11 protein-coding genes are annotated in these 15,822 nt (G+C 49.1%); all 11 read left to right on the forward strand.

What is annotated here, in order from left to right; all coding sequences use genetic code 11:
- Nucleotides 1-156: 156 nt before the first annotated feature.
- The 11 genes from ABFC84_04505 (at nt 157) to urtE (ending at nt 15,821) form a co-directional block, all read left to right on the forward strand.
- Nucleotides 157-3,141: an ATP-binding protein gene (locus ABFC84_04505; GenBank protein ID MEN6412015.1), complete on the forward strand. Its 2,985-nt coding sequence runs from the start codon at nt 157-159 to the stop codon at nt 3,139-3,141.
- Nucleotides 3,134-3,892 carry a LytTR family DNA-binding domain-containing protein gene (locus ABFC84_04510; protein ID MEN6412016.1) on the forward strand — a complete coding sequence of 253 codons (759 nt, stop codon included), beginning with the start codon at nt 3,134-3,136 and terminating at the stop codon, nt 3,890-3,892. The genes ABFC84_04505 and ABFC84_04510 overlap by 8 nt, the downstream gene beginning before the upstream one ends.
- 203 nt (nt 3,893-4,095) lie before the next feature.
- A complete protein-coding gene (locus ABFC84_04515; GenBank protein MEN6412017.1) occupies nt 4,096-5,319 on the forward strand; it encodes an amidohydrolase family protein in 1,224 nt (407 codons plus the stop codon).
- A gap of 50 nt (nt 5,320-5,369) precedes the next feature.
- On the forward strand, nt 5,370-6,629 hold the full coding sequence (locus ABFC84_04520; protein ID MEN6412018.1) for an MFS transporter: 1,260 nt from the start codon (nt 5,370-5,372) through the stop codon (nt 6,627-6,629).
- 183 nt (nt 6,630-6,812) lie between these two features.
- Complete coding sequence (locus ABFC84_04525) at nt 6,813-9,536, forward strand: ATP-binding protein (protein ID MEN6412019.1); 2,724 nt, start codon at nt 6,813-6,815, stop codon at nt 9,534-9,536.
- On the forward strand, nt 9,529-10,611 hold the full coding sequence (locus tag ABFC84_04530) for a response regulator (protein ID MEN6412020.1): 1,083 nt from the start codon (nt 9,529-9,531) through the stop codon (nt 10,609-10,611). Before ABFC84_04525 ends, ABFC84_04530 begins: the two co-directional genes overlap by 8 nt.
- Nucleotides 10,612-10,822: 211 nt before the next feature.
- Nucleotides 10,823-12,169, forward strand: a complete 1,347-nt coding sequence (gene urtA / locus ABFC84_04535) for an urea ABC transporter substrate-binding protein (protein ID MEN6412021.1) — start codon at nt 10,823-10,825, stop codon at nt 12,167-12,169.
- 123 nt (nt 12,170-12,292) lie between these two features.
- Complete coding sequence (urtB, locus tag ABFC84_04540; GenBank protein ID MEN6412022.1) at nt 12,293-13,207, forward strand: urea ABC transporter permease subunit UrtB; 915 nt, start codon at nt 12,293-12,295, stop codon at nt 13,205-13,207.
- Between the two features lie 20 nt (nt 13,208-13,227).
- Nucleotides 13,228-14,316 (forward strand): urea ABC transporter permease subunit UrtC, encoded by a 1,089-nt coding sequence (gene urtC / locus ABFC84_04545; protein MEN6412023.1) that lies wholly within the window; start codon nt 13,228-13,230, stop codon nt 14,314-14,316.
- Between the two features lie 64 nt (nt 14,317-14,380).
- Nucleotides 14,381-15,136 (forward strand): urea ABC transporter ATP-binding protein UrtD, encoded by a 756-nt coding sequence (urtD, locus tag ABFC84_04550; protein ID MEN6412024.1) that lies wholly within the window; start codon nt 14,381-14,383, stop codon nt 15,134-15,136.
- Nucleotides 15,129-15,821 carry an urea ABC transporter ATP-binding subunit UrtE gene (gene urtE, locus ABFC84_04555; GenBank protein MEN6412025.1) on the forward strand — a complete coding sequence of 231 codons (693 nt, stop codon included), beginning with the start codon at nt 15,129-15,131 and terminating at the stop codon, nt 15,819-15,821. The genes urtD and urtE overlap by 8 nt, the downstream gene beginning before the upstream one ends.
- Nucleotide 15,822 lies beyond the last annotated feature (1 nt).

Here is a 15,822-nt window from a genome sequence, read left to right on the forward strand (position 1 = left end):
TTTATTGCTACATAAATTGTAAAGGAGACTGCCGTTAAAAACAAGAGTCCACATTTTATATGACCGGGCAAATGTTTCTGAAACAGTAAAGGGAAATCGTTGCGATAAAGGGAATTATTATGTAAGGTTATATTTACAGTTTACAGGAGAAATAAGATGAAAATTCCGCTCAAGTCAAAGCTTGCTATTGTAATGTTAGCCATTATCATGGTTAGCTTATTATTGCTGACGGTTGTTACCTATTGGCAGTTTAACCAGGTGATTGAAACCGAACTCATTGATACGATGGCGGCTCGTACCAGAGAATCGGCGAACCATATCAATACCTGTCTGTCAGGGCAATTGGGAGAAGTGCGTGAGACGGTAAACAGCCCGGTGATTGATCGTGTTTTAAAATTAAATCCTCAACTTGATTTGAAGCGAAACGATGAATCGATTCGTTTAATCGACGAACTGAATTTAGCCCGCTGGAAATATGTTTCTGACGCCTATCCCCATCAGTATGCGGCTTTGCATATTGTTAATTACTTAAAGCCGGATGAGTGGGGCAATCCGGGGGATTTAGGCAAGCTTACGGCCCGTTATTATAATATACAGGAAGGGATTTGTAAAACCGATCTTTGGGCCAAAGCCGGTGCAGAGGAGGCCGGAGAAAGGTATGCAAAAACAGGGGAAGTTTATGATGCCATATTCAAGCCGGCCTATTCCCAGGCTTACGGCAGGAATATGGTGTTGATGGTGGCCTGGCGCAAGGACAGTCAGGGGAAGACGTTAGCCGGTGCCGCCGCCAGCCTGACGATTGAGACGATACAGCAAATTGCCCAGCAGGCGAATTTCGGCAAAAAGGGATATGAGATTTTATTAGCCCGGGATGGTACTTTCGTAACGCATCCCAACCCGGAATGGGCGATGAAGGAAAAAGCGTCTTCTGTCGCCGATGAAAATATGCGAAAGCTGGGCGAGCTGGCGGCAAGGGCGGAACCGGGAATATTTCGCTATGTGGAAGGCGGCGCGAAGAAGATTGCTTTTTATAATCCTATCCCGGTTGCCGGCTGGACATTAGTCAGCGTTATCGACGAAAATGAATTATTCGTGCCGGCCAATAAATTACTGGTTCATATGCTGGCAATTATCGCTATTATTATTATATTTACGCTGATGTCCGTCTATATTGCGTCTTTAATTGTGAATCTCCGGCGCAGCCATGCGGCCCGGGAAGAATTAAAAAAGCGCAATGTGGAATTAAATAGGACTAAAGAACGGCTGGGGCGGCAAAACATAGAATTAGCGGAAGCCCAGCAGCATCTTTTAAGCCTGGACCGGCTGAAGGACGAGTTTCTGGCAAAGGTTTCCCATGAATTGAAAACACCGCTGCACGGGGTTATTGGGCTGGCGGAATGCACCAGAGATACGCTGCAGGAGCAATCACCGGCGGAATTGGCGGATAATCTGGATATGATTGTAAAAAGCGGCATAAGGCTGGCCAATCTGGTGGATGAGATTGTGGATTTTTCGGTTTTAAAAAATAACCAGCTGCGATTAAAGCAGGGGCCGGTTCAGCTTAGGGATCTTGTCCAAATGGTTATCACCCTGGAGCGATTTTTAGTAAAAAATAAAAAGATTGAATTAAAAAATTGTGTCTCTCCCGATTTGCCGCCTGTTTATGCCGACAGTGAACGATTAATGCAGGTTCTGCACAATCTTGTCCGCAATGCCATTAAGTTTACCGATGCGGGGCTTGTATCCGTGGCGGCAGATTTAGCAGGGGACAGCATACGCATTTCCGTTTGCGATACGGGGATTGGGATTCCGCAGTCGCGGCTGGAGTCGATTTTTACGCCTTTTGTCCAGGAGGACTCTGCCGACGGAAAGCTTTATGGCGGTTTAGGTTTAGGACTTTCGATTTCCAAGAGTCTGCTGGAACTGCATGACAGTGTGCTTTCCGTTGCTTCGCAGCCGGGGGAAGGCTCCTGCTTCAGTTTTGTCCTGCCCCAATGGCATGGCGAAGACGATGGAACAGAGCCGATCAGTCCCCCTATTGCCATGATTTCCGGCGGCGAGCAAACCGAAGCGGCGATAGCGGCAGCGACGGGCAAGACGGAGGAAGACGCCGAGAAATCGCAGCCCGGGGGGAAAAGAATATTAGTGGTGGACGATGAAGAAATCAATCTTGCCGTCGTAAAAAACTGCTTCTATGGGATGGATTACCGGGTGGTTTGTGCAAAAGACGGGGAAGCCGCTTTGACGGAAATTGCCGCTCATGACTATAACCTGGTCCTGCTCGACATGATGATGCCGGGTCTCAACGGACTGGAGGTCTGTCGGCGAATCAGGGGAAAATATTCGGAGCATGCTCTGCCGGTTATTATGATAACGGTCCGCAACCGTCCGGAGGACATTGAAGTCGCTTTTCTGGCAAAGGCCAATGATTATATTGCAAAGCCCTTTCATAAAAAGGAATTACTGGCCAGGGTGCAGGCGCAACTGCGATTGCAGGAAGTTTCTGAAACGGAGCGCCGGATTTATCAGGCGGAGATTTCCGCCCTGCAGGCCCAGATTCAGCCCCACTTTCTCTACAATACGTTGAATACGGTTATTGCCTTCTGCCGGAAGGATCCGGGAAAAGCGGCGGAGATGCTGGGAGAGCTAAGTAATTATCTGCAGAATAAGTTCCGGTTCAACAATATGGCGCTGATCCCCCTGGAACAAGAACTGGATTTGATTCAATCCTATTTGGCTATTGAACAGGTCCGGTTTGGCAAACGGCTGCAAGTCGCTTTTTCCATAGAAACCGACGCCAACCCACTCATGCCGCCCCTTATTCTCCAACCGCTGGTGGAAAATGCCGTCAAGCACGGCGTTTATCCCAAACGGGAAGGCGGGACTGTACGGATTACGATTCAAAAGGCAGAAAAAGAAACGGTTATCGTCGTGGCGGACGACGGGGTCGGCATGGCGCCGGGACAGCTGTCACGCTTGCTGAATGACAGGGATGCCCAGGAGGTGGGAATCGGCCTCCGCAACATTCAGAAAAGGCTGCAGAAGCATTACGGCCGCGGACTGGATATTCAAAGCGAAATCGGCAGGGGAACAACAATTACCGTAAGAATTCCCGACGATCGAGGTGAAGCTGATGATTAATACGATTGTAATTGACGATGAAGAAATAGCGGTAGAGCAGCTGGAATATCTGCTGGAGCACTATCCGGAGATCGATGTTCGGGCCGCCTTTACCGATCCGGTGACTGCTTTGGAGAAAGTTCACTTGTATCAGCCGGATTTGATTTTCCTGGACATTAAGATGCCGGAGATCAGCGGCCTTGTTATGGCTGAGGAGATCATGCGGCTCCTGCCGGAAACCTATATCGTATTTGTCACGGCCTATGACGAGTATGCGCTGAAAGCATTTGATTACAATGCCATTGATTATATTTTAAAACCCGTTTCGCTGAAGCGGATTGACCGAACGATTCAAAAAGTGCTGACCAATTTGCGCGGCGGCAAGGCGAAAACGACATTGGCCGCTAAGTTTTCAAAAATCAGAAAAATGGCCGGCGGTTTTAACAACATCATTGCGGTGGAAGATGCCGGCAAAATTATTCTGCTGAATCCGGCGGATGTGATCATGTTCACTCCCCGGGGGCACGGTGCGATTATTCACACGGGAACAAAAGCGTATCACACAAAGCAATCCATGAATTATTGGGAGGAACGGTTAGCGGAATTTAATTTTTTCCGCTGCCACAAGAGTTATTTAGTTAACTTTAACCGGATTGAAAAAATCCTGCCAATGTTTAATAATACGTATTTGCTTAAAATTGCTGATTATTCTACGGAAATTCCGGTCAGCCGAAATAAAGCGAAAGAGCTTACTCAAATCTTGGGCCTGTAAACAGGCCCAAGATTTTTTTTTCGGGTGCGATATTCGTCAGCCAATTACCAATTACCAATTACCGAAAGACCGCGTAAGCGGTCTTTCTTGCATATGACAGTTAAATTCAAAAAACGACATAAAAATGCAAATTGATAGAAAAAAATGAATAGTTGCTCTATGCTGTGAGTAAACCCAATCATTCACAGAAAGAAGGAGTTATTATGTCAAAGGTAATCAAATGCGGAAAGCTGTTTTGTGCGACGGACGGCAGCGTTCAGGAAGATGCAGTCGTAATGATTAACGACAACAAAATAGCTGAAGTGAAAAGCGGGAAAGGGTTCGTGCCTGGGGCGGAAGATGAGGTAATTGATCTTTCCGACAAATTTGTTCTTCCCGGATTGATCGATACTCATGTGCATCTTGCTTTTAACAGCACGCCATCCCTGGCTGAAATTAATGACCCGCCGGAACTGGTATCGCTGAATGGTTTGAAAAACGCCCAAAAGAATTTATTAAGCGGGTTTACTACTGTACGGGATGAAGGATACCGCACGATTCAGGGCTGCAGTATCCTGCGGGACGCCATTAGTGCCGGCATTTTCCCCGGACCTCGCATCTATTCCAGCGGCATGTACATTACGGTTACTGCCGGGCATCTTGACGGCCGCTATCCGGTGGAAACCTCCGGTTTTAATTCCTTCAAGCCGATTAACATTGCCAACGGGCCGGAAGAGGTCCGAACTGCCGCCCGTTACATGCTGAAATACGGCGCGGATCAGATCAAGGTGCTGGTTACCGGCGGTGTTTTGAGTCCCGGCAACGAACCGGGGGAACAGAATATGAGTGTGGAGGAAATTGAAGCGGCAGTCGGAGTTGCCAAGATGCACGGCAAGATTATTTCCGCCCATGCCCATGGTACGGCGGGAATTCATGCGGCAGCGGTGGCCGGTGTAACGTGTATTGAGCACTGTACCCTGGTTGATGAGGAAACGATCAAAATCATGGTTGAAAAAGGTATCCAGATTGTTCCTACGTTCATTGTGCTGAAAGTTGTAGCAGAAGAAGGTACAAAAGCAGGTATGCCCGCTTTTGCGGTGAGAAAATCAGCTGCCCTGGCGCCGTCCCATCTTGCCAATATTAAAAAGGCCTATGATGCGGGAGTCCGGGTAGTATTCGGTACTGACTGCGGCACACCCCTTACTGATCATGGGAAACAGGCCGGCGAATTTGAATTAATGATTAAAGCCGGCATTTCTCCCACAGACACGCTGCTTAGCGCTACCCGTTATGCAGCGGAGCTCCTTCGCTGGGATGATAAAATCGGTTCGATTGCGCCCGGAAAACTAGCCGATATTGTTGCGGTGGACAAGAATCCGCTGGAAGATGCATCTACTCTTAAAAATGTTACCTTTGTTATGAAAGACGGAGTCGTCTACAAACAGTAAGGCGGTGGCTCTGGCATATGAAATGAAAAGAAGGAACGGAGGACAATTGAATGAGTAAAGGGAAAATATTTTACGGCTGGTGGGTCGTGGCTGCCAGTGTTTTAATTATGGCCATGCTGCACCCGCTGATCACAACCTGCTGGGGGCTGTACGTGAAACCGGTAACCGGGGACATGGGATTCAGCCGAAGCGCTTTTGGTTTATGCAGCACCATTATATCCGGCGTTACCGTGTTTTTGTCGCCGTATTTAGGCAAATGGCTGGCGAAAAAGAATACCCAGCTGATTCATGCCGTTTGTGTTGTTGGCCTGGCTGCTTCTTATGCCAGCTTTTCTCTGGGACAGAATATCACTCATTTTTATATCAGCGCTATCTTTATGGGCGCATTTTCCTGCGGTGCGATTGCTCTGCCGATTTCTATTGTCATTACCAACTGGTTTGTTAAGAAAAGAGGTTTGGCTATCAGCATCGCCTTGGCAGGCAGCGGCTTCGGCGGCGCTATTATCAGCCCGATCATGGCGAATATCATCCAAACCAGCGGCTGGAGAATGTCCTATATTATATTTGCCGTAGCTATGCTGGTCGTTAGTCTGCCGATGATTCTGCTCATGAAGAAATCTCCCGAAAAAATGGGCCTTAAGGCATACGGAGCAGATGAAGCTGCGGCCGCTGCGCAGAAGACTGCAGTGCCCAAAGTGGAACTGAATATGACTCTTGCAGAAGTAAAGCAGCACGGTTTTTTCTGGATCTATTTATTCGGCATGTTCCTCCTTTGCTTTGTCGGTTTCGGATCGCTGAGCCAGCTGGCCGCTTTTCTGGCCGATGTCCACGGCGCCGCTTTTGCCGCCAAGATACTCTCTTTCTTCCTGATCGTTGTTACGTTAGGCAAGATATTTCTCGGCTGGGTTTATGATAAATTCGGCACCAGAATCGGTACCGGCTTTATCTCGATCATTTTTGCGGTTTCGATCGCCTGCATGCTGTTCCCGGAATCCAAGCCGCTTATGTATGCTATGGCATTTCTCTACGGCTTGGGTATTTGTACCGGAACGGTTTGTCCGCCGGTCATTACCGCCGCAATGTTTGGCTCGAAGCACTATGGCGAAATCTATGGCTATGTCAATTTATCGGTTTATTTAGGCGCCGCTCTGTCTGTTCCCGCAATTGCAGTCGTATATGACAGAACCGGTTCCTATCAGATGGCATGGCTGCTATGCATCGCCATGATTGCTGTTTCGCTTGCTGCCCTGCTATACAGCGATACAAAGTGCCGGTCGTTAGCCGCCGGCCGCAGCAACGAAGCGGCTTAATCGCTATCGCGTTTTCTTGCGAAGAATAGATTGTAATTTCTCCCGGTTTGATTTACAATAAAGTTTAATAGAATGATTTATCGAGGCATAGGGGCCAGTTTGAGCAATCAAATTGTCTCTATGTCTTTTTTTTTACTTCATTGTAGGAACCTGACAGCAGAAGACCCGGGAGGGGGTGGTTTGATGCATTCCGAAATCATCGTCAAGCAGTCGACAATCAGCGCCTTGATGCTGGGTATCTTTTTTCTCATCGCCATACTTCTTGGCAGCAGTATTGTTTATATGAATTCCAGTATTAAAGACGAGCAGATCGCCGAGCAGAGAAGAACGGAATTTAAGCAGCTGGGGATCAATTTGGCCAATGCGTCCGATTACCTCACCGATGAGGCGAGAAAATATGCGGTGACCAGAGATGAAGTTCATATGTATAAATACTGGGAAGAAATCAATGAAACCCAAACCCGGGATAAGGTGATGTCAAGATTAAGCGAGCTGAATTCACCGGAGGAGGAAATGGCGCTGCTGGCGGAAGCCAAGAAAAATTCCGATGCCCTGGTCAATACGGAACGCCATTCCATGCGGCTGATATTGACGGCAGAGAATGTCCCGGAAGAGGAAATGCCGTCGGAAGTCGCATCGTTTCAGCTGAGCGAAGAAGATCGGCAGCTTAGCGCCGCTGAAAAACTGGCGAAAGCGCGCAATGTTATGTTCGACGCCAAGTATGATGCGGATAAGCGGAGCATTATGGGGCCGATTGCCCAGTTTCAGACCATTATGAACGCCAGGCTGGAAGCGGAGCTGGAGGTTGCCCGGGAGGGAACGACAAAAGCGGCGATTTTGCAGACGGTGCTGGCAGTGATTATTATTTGCGCCGTTGCTGTGCTGATCCGGGTACTGTTTACGCAGATCACATCGCCAATCAACCATTATACGGAGCGGCTAAAGGTATTTTCTTTCCGGCAGGAAGCTTTCAGTCTGATCCCGGAAGGGTCTCAGGAGCTGCATCTGCTGGCGACGACTTTTAATGATTTGTACGCCTCGTTTCAGGAGGAACTGGTAAAACGGCGACAGGCGGAAGCCACGATGCGGACGGCAAAAGACGAGGCGGAAATGGCCAATCATGCCAAAAGCGAATTTCTGGCTCATATGAGCCACGAGATTCGGACCCCATTAAACACCATTATCGGCTATCATTATTTGCTGGAAAATACAGCCCTGGACGGGAAGCAAGCCGGGTATGTGCGCAACCTGGGTATGGCGGCGGCGAATCTGCTGGGGATTATTAATGAAATTCTTGATTTCTCTAAAATAGAAGCCCGGAAAATGGTTTTGGAAGCAGTCAATTTTGATTTGTACGCTATGCTCGAAGAGCTTTGCAGTATCATGCAGGTGGAAGCATCACGAAAAAATCTGCAGCTCGGTTTTGCGATTCAGCCGGCTGTGCCCCGCTGCGTGAAGGGCGATATGACAAGGCTTAAGCAGGTGATGCTGAACCTGCTTTCCAATGGAATGAAATTCACCCATGCCGGCGGGGTGCAGATTACGGTAGAGCTGCTGGAAAAACAGGCGGATCGGCTGATTCTTGGGTTTCACGTGGCGGATACAGGCATCGGCATACCGGAAGGACAGAGCGAAAAATTGTTTGAGGTGTTCACACAAGGTGATGTTTCCACTTCCCGCAAGTACGGCGGAACCGGACTGGGACTGGCGATCTGCCAAAAGATTGTTGAACTGATGGAAGGAAAATTTCAGGTTGAAAGCACCGTTGGCAAGGGATCGACTTTTAGTTTTTCGGCAAAATTAAGCATTGCCGATGGGATTCCGGTTGAGGGGCCGGACAGCGGGCCGGCTCGGCTGCAGGCAGTTTTTGCCCCCAAAAGGGTGCTGTTGGTAGAAGACAATTCGATCAACCGGCAGATGACGCAAGAGATCCTCACGTATCTTGGTTTTACTGCCGATACGGCAGCCAGTGGGTTTGAAGCGGTACAAATGGCGCAGCAGCGGCAGTATGACGCGATTTTAATGGATATCCGCATGCCGGAGATGGACGGCTATGAAGCGGCCCGCCGTATTCAGGCGCTGAAACGGGAACAGATTCCGCCGATTATTGCTTTGTCGGCCGACGCAGTGGAAGGGGTGGCCGAAAAGACGAAAGCAGCCGGCATGAGCGGGTATCTTACTAAACCGCTGAATCCGGCGAAACTGCTGGCGGTTTTAAAGCAATTTGTTGCCGTTGAGGCTGCGGCTGCAGCGGCGGAATGCTGCGACGAGGCAACGCAGCAAAATACAGATTTTGATTTTGCCAAGGGATTGGACCGGATCGGCGGCAAGCAGGCGGTGTATCGGGAGATCCTTCAGCAGTTTATTTCCCGTCACCGGGAAGACGGCAGTAAACTGAAACAACTGATCGCCGCAGGCCAGCTTGCCGAAGCCCAGCAGGTACTTCATACGATAAAGGGGATTGCCGCCAATATCGGGGCGAATTCTCTGCGGGAGGCGTCGTTGGAATTAGGGGAAATCCTGAAAAATCCTGCCCGGGGAATTTTGCCGCAGGTTCAGGGACGTTTTTTCGCCGTCCTGCAGGCAACCTGTCATGCTGCGGCCGCTTTCAGTGCGGCTGTCGGGGATGAACCACCGGTACAGGATACGGCCATCCCGGCGGAAAATACGCAAGAACTTTTACGGCGGCTGCTGGCATTGCTGGATGAGGGGGATGCCGAGGCAAAGCACTTTTTTGCCGCCGGTAAGCCTTATTTCGCGAAAGTTATGGCGACGGAAGAGTATGAACGGCTGCGGGGAAAAATTTCTGTCTACAGTTTTGATGAAGCAGCCCGGGAACTGCGGCGTATATTGCAAGGCTCTGCCGGGCGCGGGAAGCCGGCGAAGGGAGGTGCATTCTATGTATAACGTATTGCTGGTGGACGACGATAAAACCATCCGCTATATGCTGCGGCGGTTCACTGATTGGGAACGGTATGGGTTCTGCCTTGCCGGTGAAGCCTGTGACGGCAGGGAGGCGCTCAAACAACTGTCTGCCGGTTCTTTTGAACTGGTGATTACCGATATCCGGATGCCGGGAATGAATGGCATCGAATTTTTCCAGGAATTGAAAATCAGGCAGATCAATGTCTGTCTGATTTTTCTCAGCACGTACAATGATTTTGAATATGCCCAGCAGGGCATACGCCTCGGTGTGTTTGACTACATGACAAAACCGGTGGATGACAGGGCGTTGGGGGAAGTGCTGGCAAGAGCGAAACAGCATTTGGATGAAGCAAAGTTTCTCCGGCTGAAGCTTGATGAAGAAAAGAAGCTGGTGGAGGAAAGTATAGCCTTGTATTATCCGGCTGAACGGGAAAAAGAACTGGTGCGGCTGTTATTTCAGGGCGATGAAGCGGTGCTGGCCGCAGCGGAAGATGCCGTCGCCGCAATAACGGGGAATTCAGGCCGGGATCTGCTGAAAACAACGATGCTGTTTGAAAAGCTGACGGTTCACATCCGGGAGGGAATGGCGGAAAATTTTCCCCGGATTTCCCAGCTGGAAAATATGGTTTCGCCCAAAGAATTTCAGCATCTGAAAACGACAGAGGAAGTGCGGGCAGTGTTTTTGCAGTATATCGGCACTCTGCTGGACGTCGTGCGAAAATATGAATTACATCAGAAGGACGGTATTGTCAGAAGAACCTGTCAATATGTGCTGAACCATGTGGAGGAAGATGTTACGCTGGAAGATGTCGCCACGGAAGTTCATGTAAGCAAAAGCTATATCGGCAAGCTTTTCAAGCAGAAAACAGGTTCCAATTTCAATGATTATGTGACGAAAGTCAAAATGGAGCATGCCAAGGCGCTGCTGCGCAGCGGTGAGTATAAAAATTATGAAATCAGCGATAAGCTGGGCTACAGCAGTCCCGATTATTTTGGCCGCTTGTTTAAGCAATACAGCGGCTGCACGCCGCTGGAGTTTCGCAAGCAAGGGTTATAGTCATTGCTTTGTTTTAAAATGAGACGGCTGATAAAGCCGTTTTCCACTTTTTTAGGGTAAAATTGCAGATTTGTGATGTTCATTTTTCTCGCTAAGCGGTTTACAATAGAGTCAAGTCAAATATAGTTGATAAGTTAAACCAGCATAGGCGCTGTGAGTGATGTCCTTCGGACCGCATTAGCGGAAACGATGAACATTGCCGCAGCGCTTTTTGTTTGGTACGCAGCGCGCTGCCGACAGCTATCAGCGGGATATGATTTTGGCCAAATCTTATCCAGACAAAATTGTGGTGAAAGGTGGCAATCTTATGGGAAATGGCATTTTTAAAAAAATTAAAGGCAGTATTGCAGGCGTCATCCTGGCAACCTTTCTGTTGTCAACAATGTTGACGGGCTGCTCGTCCTCCAAGCAGGCGGCTCAGAATCCGGCAGCCGGAGGAGATACGATTAAAGTCGGCGTTCTCCATTCCCTCAGCGGCACGATGGCAATCAGCGAGGTGTCGGTAAGAGATGCGGAATTGATGGCAATCGAAGAAATCAATGCCTCCGGCGGTGTGCTGGGCAAGAAACTGGAACCGGTGATTGAGGATGGCGCGTCCAATCCGGCCACCTTTGCCGAAAAAGCCAAAAAATTATTGCAGAAAGACAAAGTGGCTACTATTTTTGGCTGCTGGACTTCCGCCAGCCGGAAAGCTGTTCTGCCGGTAGTGGAAGATAATAAGGGACTGCTATGGTATCCTGTGCAATATGAAGGCATGGAAGCATCGCCCAACATTTTTTATACAGGCGCTGCGCCCAATCAGCAGATTGTTCCGGCGGTAGAATGGCTGCTGCAGAATAAAGGCAAAAAGTTTTTCTTAATTGGCTCTGATTATGTATTCCCGCGAACCGCCAATAAGATTATCAAGGCTCAGCTGCAGGCTATGGGCGGCGAACTGATTGCCGAAGAATATACTCCGATGGGGCATACCGACTACACCACGATCATTAATAAAATCAAAGCCTCCAAGCCGGATGTGGTATTCAATACCTTGAACGGCGACAGCAATGTGGCATTCTTCAAACAGCTGAAAGATGCCGGAATTACCTCTAAAGATCTTACTACGCTTTCGGTGAGCATTGCGGAAGAAGAGGTTCGCGGCATTGGCGCGGACAACATGAAAGGACATCTGGTATCCTGGAACTACTATCAAACAACCGACACACCGGAAAACAAGGAATTTGTTAAGAAATACAAGGGAAAATACGGTGCGGACCGGGTAACCGATGATCCGATCGAAGCTGCTTACGATGCCGTTTATCTGTGGGCGGCAGCAGTTAACAAAGCCGGTTCCACCGATGTTGACAAAGTGAAGGAAGCGGCTAAGGGATTAGAATTCAAAGCGCCTGAGGGACTCGTAAAAATTGAGGGCGAGAACCAGCATTTATGGAAGCCGGTACGGATCGGCGAAGTTACGGAAGACGGGCTGATTAAGGAAGTCTGGAGTACCGTTAAAACCATTAAACCGGATCCCTTCCTGAAAGCCTACGAATGGGCTAAATCACTCAGCAATTCATAACCATCACGCTACAGCTTGGTTAAGACGGTGCAGGTAAGTGCCCAATTTGCCTGTACCGTTTAAACCGGGATGTTATGTACAGTGTTGACGGATAGGGGAATTTATCGAAAAGGTGGTGGGCGGATGGATACCTATATCATTCAGATTTTTAACGGGATCAGCGTGAGTTCCATATTTATTCTGGCGGCCTTGGGACTTGGCATTACCTTCGGGCTGATGAAAGTGATTAATATGGCTCATGGCGAGTTTATTATGATTGGCGCGTATGTTACTTATTTGCTGCAAAATTTATTTCTTACCCATGTGGATAAAAGTATTTTCGATCTTTATTTCTTTTTGGCGATTCCGGCTGCATTCCTGATTGCCGGAGTGATGGGACTTATTCTGGAAATGACAGTAATACGGCATCTTTATGGAAGACCGTTGGATAGTATGTTGGCGACCTGGGGAGTCAGTCTGGTGCTGCAGCAGCTGGCGAGAAGCATTTTCGGCGCTCCCAATGTGGATGTGAGAAGTCCGGCCTGGCTGAACGGCGGCTGGATTGTCAGCCAGGGACTGCAGTTTCCCTACAAGCGGCTGTTTATTATCGCTTTGGTTGTGGTTTGCATGGCTGCTGTTTTTTGGCTGCTGTATAAAACAGCAACCGGCCGGCGTATCCGGGCGGTAATGCAGAACCGGAATATGGCGGCCAGCCTGGGGATCAATACCCGGAAGATCGATGCCTATACCTTCGCAATCGGCTCGGGAATGGCCGGCGTCGCCGGCTGCGCTTTAACTTTGATCGGGTCTATCGGTCCGGCGCTGGGGACGGCGTATATTGTGGATACTTTCATGGTGGTTGTTCTCGGCGGCGTCGGAACGCTGTGGGGAATCGTGGCCGGCGGTCTGGTCATTGGGACTTCCAATACGACTTTTGAATTCTTTACTAATACGTCACTGGGAAAAGTCCTGGTGTTTACGCTGGTGATTTTATTCTTGCAATGGAAACCGAAAGGTTTGTTTACGATCAACAGCCGGTCACTGGATGATCAGGTGTAGCGGCAGAGGAGGTGTATGTCTTGAAAATTCTTGACCGGATTCAATCTAAGGAAAAACTGGTTTTTGGCGTTATCGCTATTTTACTGCTGCTGGCCCCCTTATTTTTGTCGGAGTTTCGCGTCAATCTGCTGGGCAAGTTTGTGGCCTTTGCTATTCTGGCCCTTGGTTTGGATTTAATCTGGGGCTATACCGGTATTTTAAGTATGGGACACGGCGTGTTTTTTGGCCTGGGAGCCTACGGCATGGCCATGTATCTGAAGCTGGAAGCCGCCCACGGGAAGATTCCCGACTTTATGTCCTGGAGCGGACTGGAGACGCTGCCCTGGTTTTGGAAACCGTTTTCCAGCGGTGCATTTTCTCTTACCATGGCGATTCTGATCCCTACTATTGTGGCAGGAATTATCGGCTATCTTACTTTTAAAAACCGGATTCGCGGTGTTTATTTTTCTATTTTATCTCAGGCATTATCGATTATCTTCGTGGTACTGTTTGTCGGTCAGCAGGCGTATACCGGCGGCACCAACGGATTGACGGATTTCAGAACCATCTTCGGGTTTCCCTTGTCGCTGGATTCAACCCAGCTGGGACTTTATTATGCATCGGTCGGACTGCTGATTTTGGCGTATATTTTATGTACCGTGTTAGTGGAAAGAAGGATCGGGAAAATTTTGGTGGCGATTCGGGACGGTGAAAACCGGGTACGATTTTCCGGCTACAATCCGACGAGCTACAAAGTATTTGTTTTCTGTTTATCTGCCGCTCTGGCCGGAATTGCCGGTGCTATTTATGTACCCCAGGTGGGGATTATCTCGCCGGCGGAAATGGGTATCGTGCCTTCTATTGAAATGGTGATCTGGGTGGCCATCGGCGGCAAGGGAACATTAATCGGCGCTGTAATCGGCGCTATTCTGGTCAATGCCCTGAAAAGCGGCATCAGCGAAAGCTTTCCCGACGTTTGGTCCTTCTTTATCGGCTTTGCCTTTGTCGCCGTTGTATTGTATATGCCGACGGGCATTGTCGGCCTGGTCAAAACAATTGCCGGAAAAATCACTGGAAATTCAAGACAATGCAAGCGCGGCAGTACGGGGAACAGCAATGAAGCAGCCTAAGAAAATCAATACCATGTCTGTCAGTTCCGGTATCTCGTTATTTTAAAAAGGAGGTATCATTTTTATGGAAAACATTTTGCAGATTCAGGACCTTACGGTAAACTTTGACGGATTCAAAGCGGTTGACCATGTGAATACAAAGGTGGAGAAGGGGGAAATCCATTTTTTCATCGGACCGAACGGCGCGGGGAAAACGACGCTGCTGGATGCCATCTGCGGCCGGGTAAAGCCGAAGGCCGGCAATATTATTTTCACCGGCGGTGTGGATGTGACTCAGTATTCCGAAGATGAAATCGTCAATATCGGCATCGGCAGAAAATTCCAGGTTCCCTCTGTATTTACCGGGTTGACAGTTCATGACAACATGGAACTGGCGGCAGTCAAAAACCGTTCCTTGGTTTCTTCCATTTTTCACAAAGCCAATAAAGAGCAGGAAGAATTGATTGACAATGTACTGGATACCATCGGGCTGTATGAGAAGAAAGAGCAAAATTCAGCCGCTTTGGCCCATGGGGAAAAGCAATGGCTGGAAATCGGGATGCTGCTGGCGCAGAAGCCCCAATTGATGCTGCTGGACGAACCGGTTGCCGGCATGGGAAGACAAGAGACGGAAAAGACCGGCGAACTGCTGAAAAAGATTGCCAGGGACTGTACGATGATTGTGGTCGAGCATGACATGGAATTTGTCAGGGATTATGCCAGCAGAGTAACCGTCCTCCATGAGGGTTCCGTACTGGATGAAGGCAGTATGGCCGAGGTGCAGAACAACCAGAAAGTGATTGATGTTTATCTGGGACGGGGTGGGGAACGGGATGCTTGATGTAAACAATCTTAACGCTTATTACGGCGAAAGCATTATTTTAAATCAGATCAGCGTAACGGTGCCTGACGGTCAGGTGGTATGTCTGCTGGGCCGCAACGGGGTAGGCAAAACGACATTTCTAAAAAGCGTCATGGGGCTGGTGAAAACGCCGGCCGGCAGCATCCGGTTCAACGGCCGGGAGATGATTCATCAGCCTGCGTTTCGGCGAGCCCGGCAAGGGATCGGCTATGTGCCCCAGGGACGGGATATTTTTCCCCAGCTGACGGTGGAAGAAAATCTTATGCTGGGGCTGGAAGTAGCCGGCGGTCATGGCAGTATCGGCCAGAAGGTGTATGATTTGTTTCCCGTTCTTAAGACGATGCTGCAGCGGAAAGGCGGTGATTTGAGCGGCGGGCAGCAGCAGCAACTGGCGATTGCCCGGGCACTGGTCTCCAATCCTAAGCTGTTGATTCTTGACGAACCGACGGAAGGGATCCAGCCTTCGGTCATCCAGGATATCGGCAATGTCATTAAACGGCTGAAACGGGAAGGCAATATTACCATTTTAATCGTGGAGCAGTATCTGGAATTTGTGATGGATGTCGCCGATTATTATTATGTGATGGATAAGGGACGCATCGTTCTGGCAGGGGAAACAAAAGAACTGGATCAGGACGAGATTCAAAAGAAAATAGCGATTTGAC

This window comes from Veillonellales bacterium, assembly GCA_039680175.1.
Classification (GTDB): domain Bacteria; phylum Bacillota; class Negativicutes; order JAAYSF01; family JAAYSF01; genus JBDKTO01.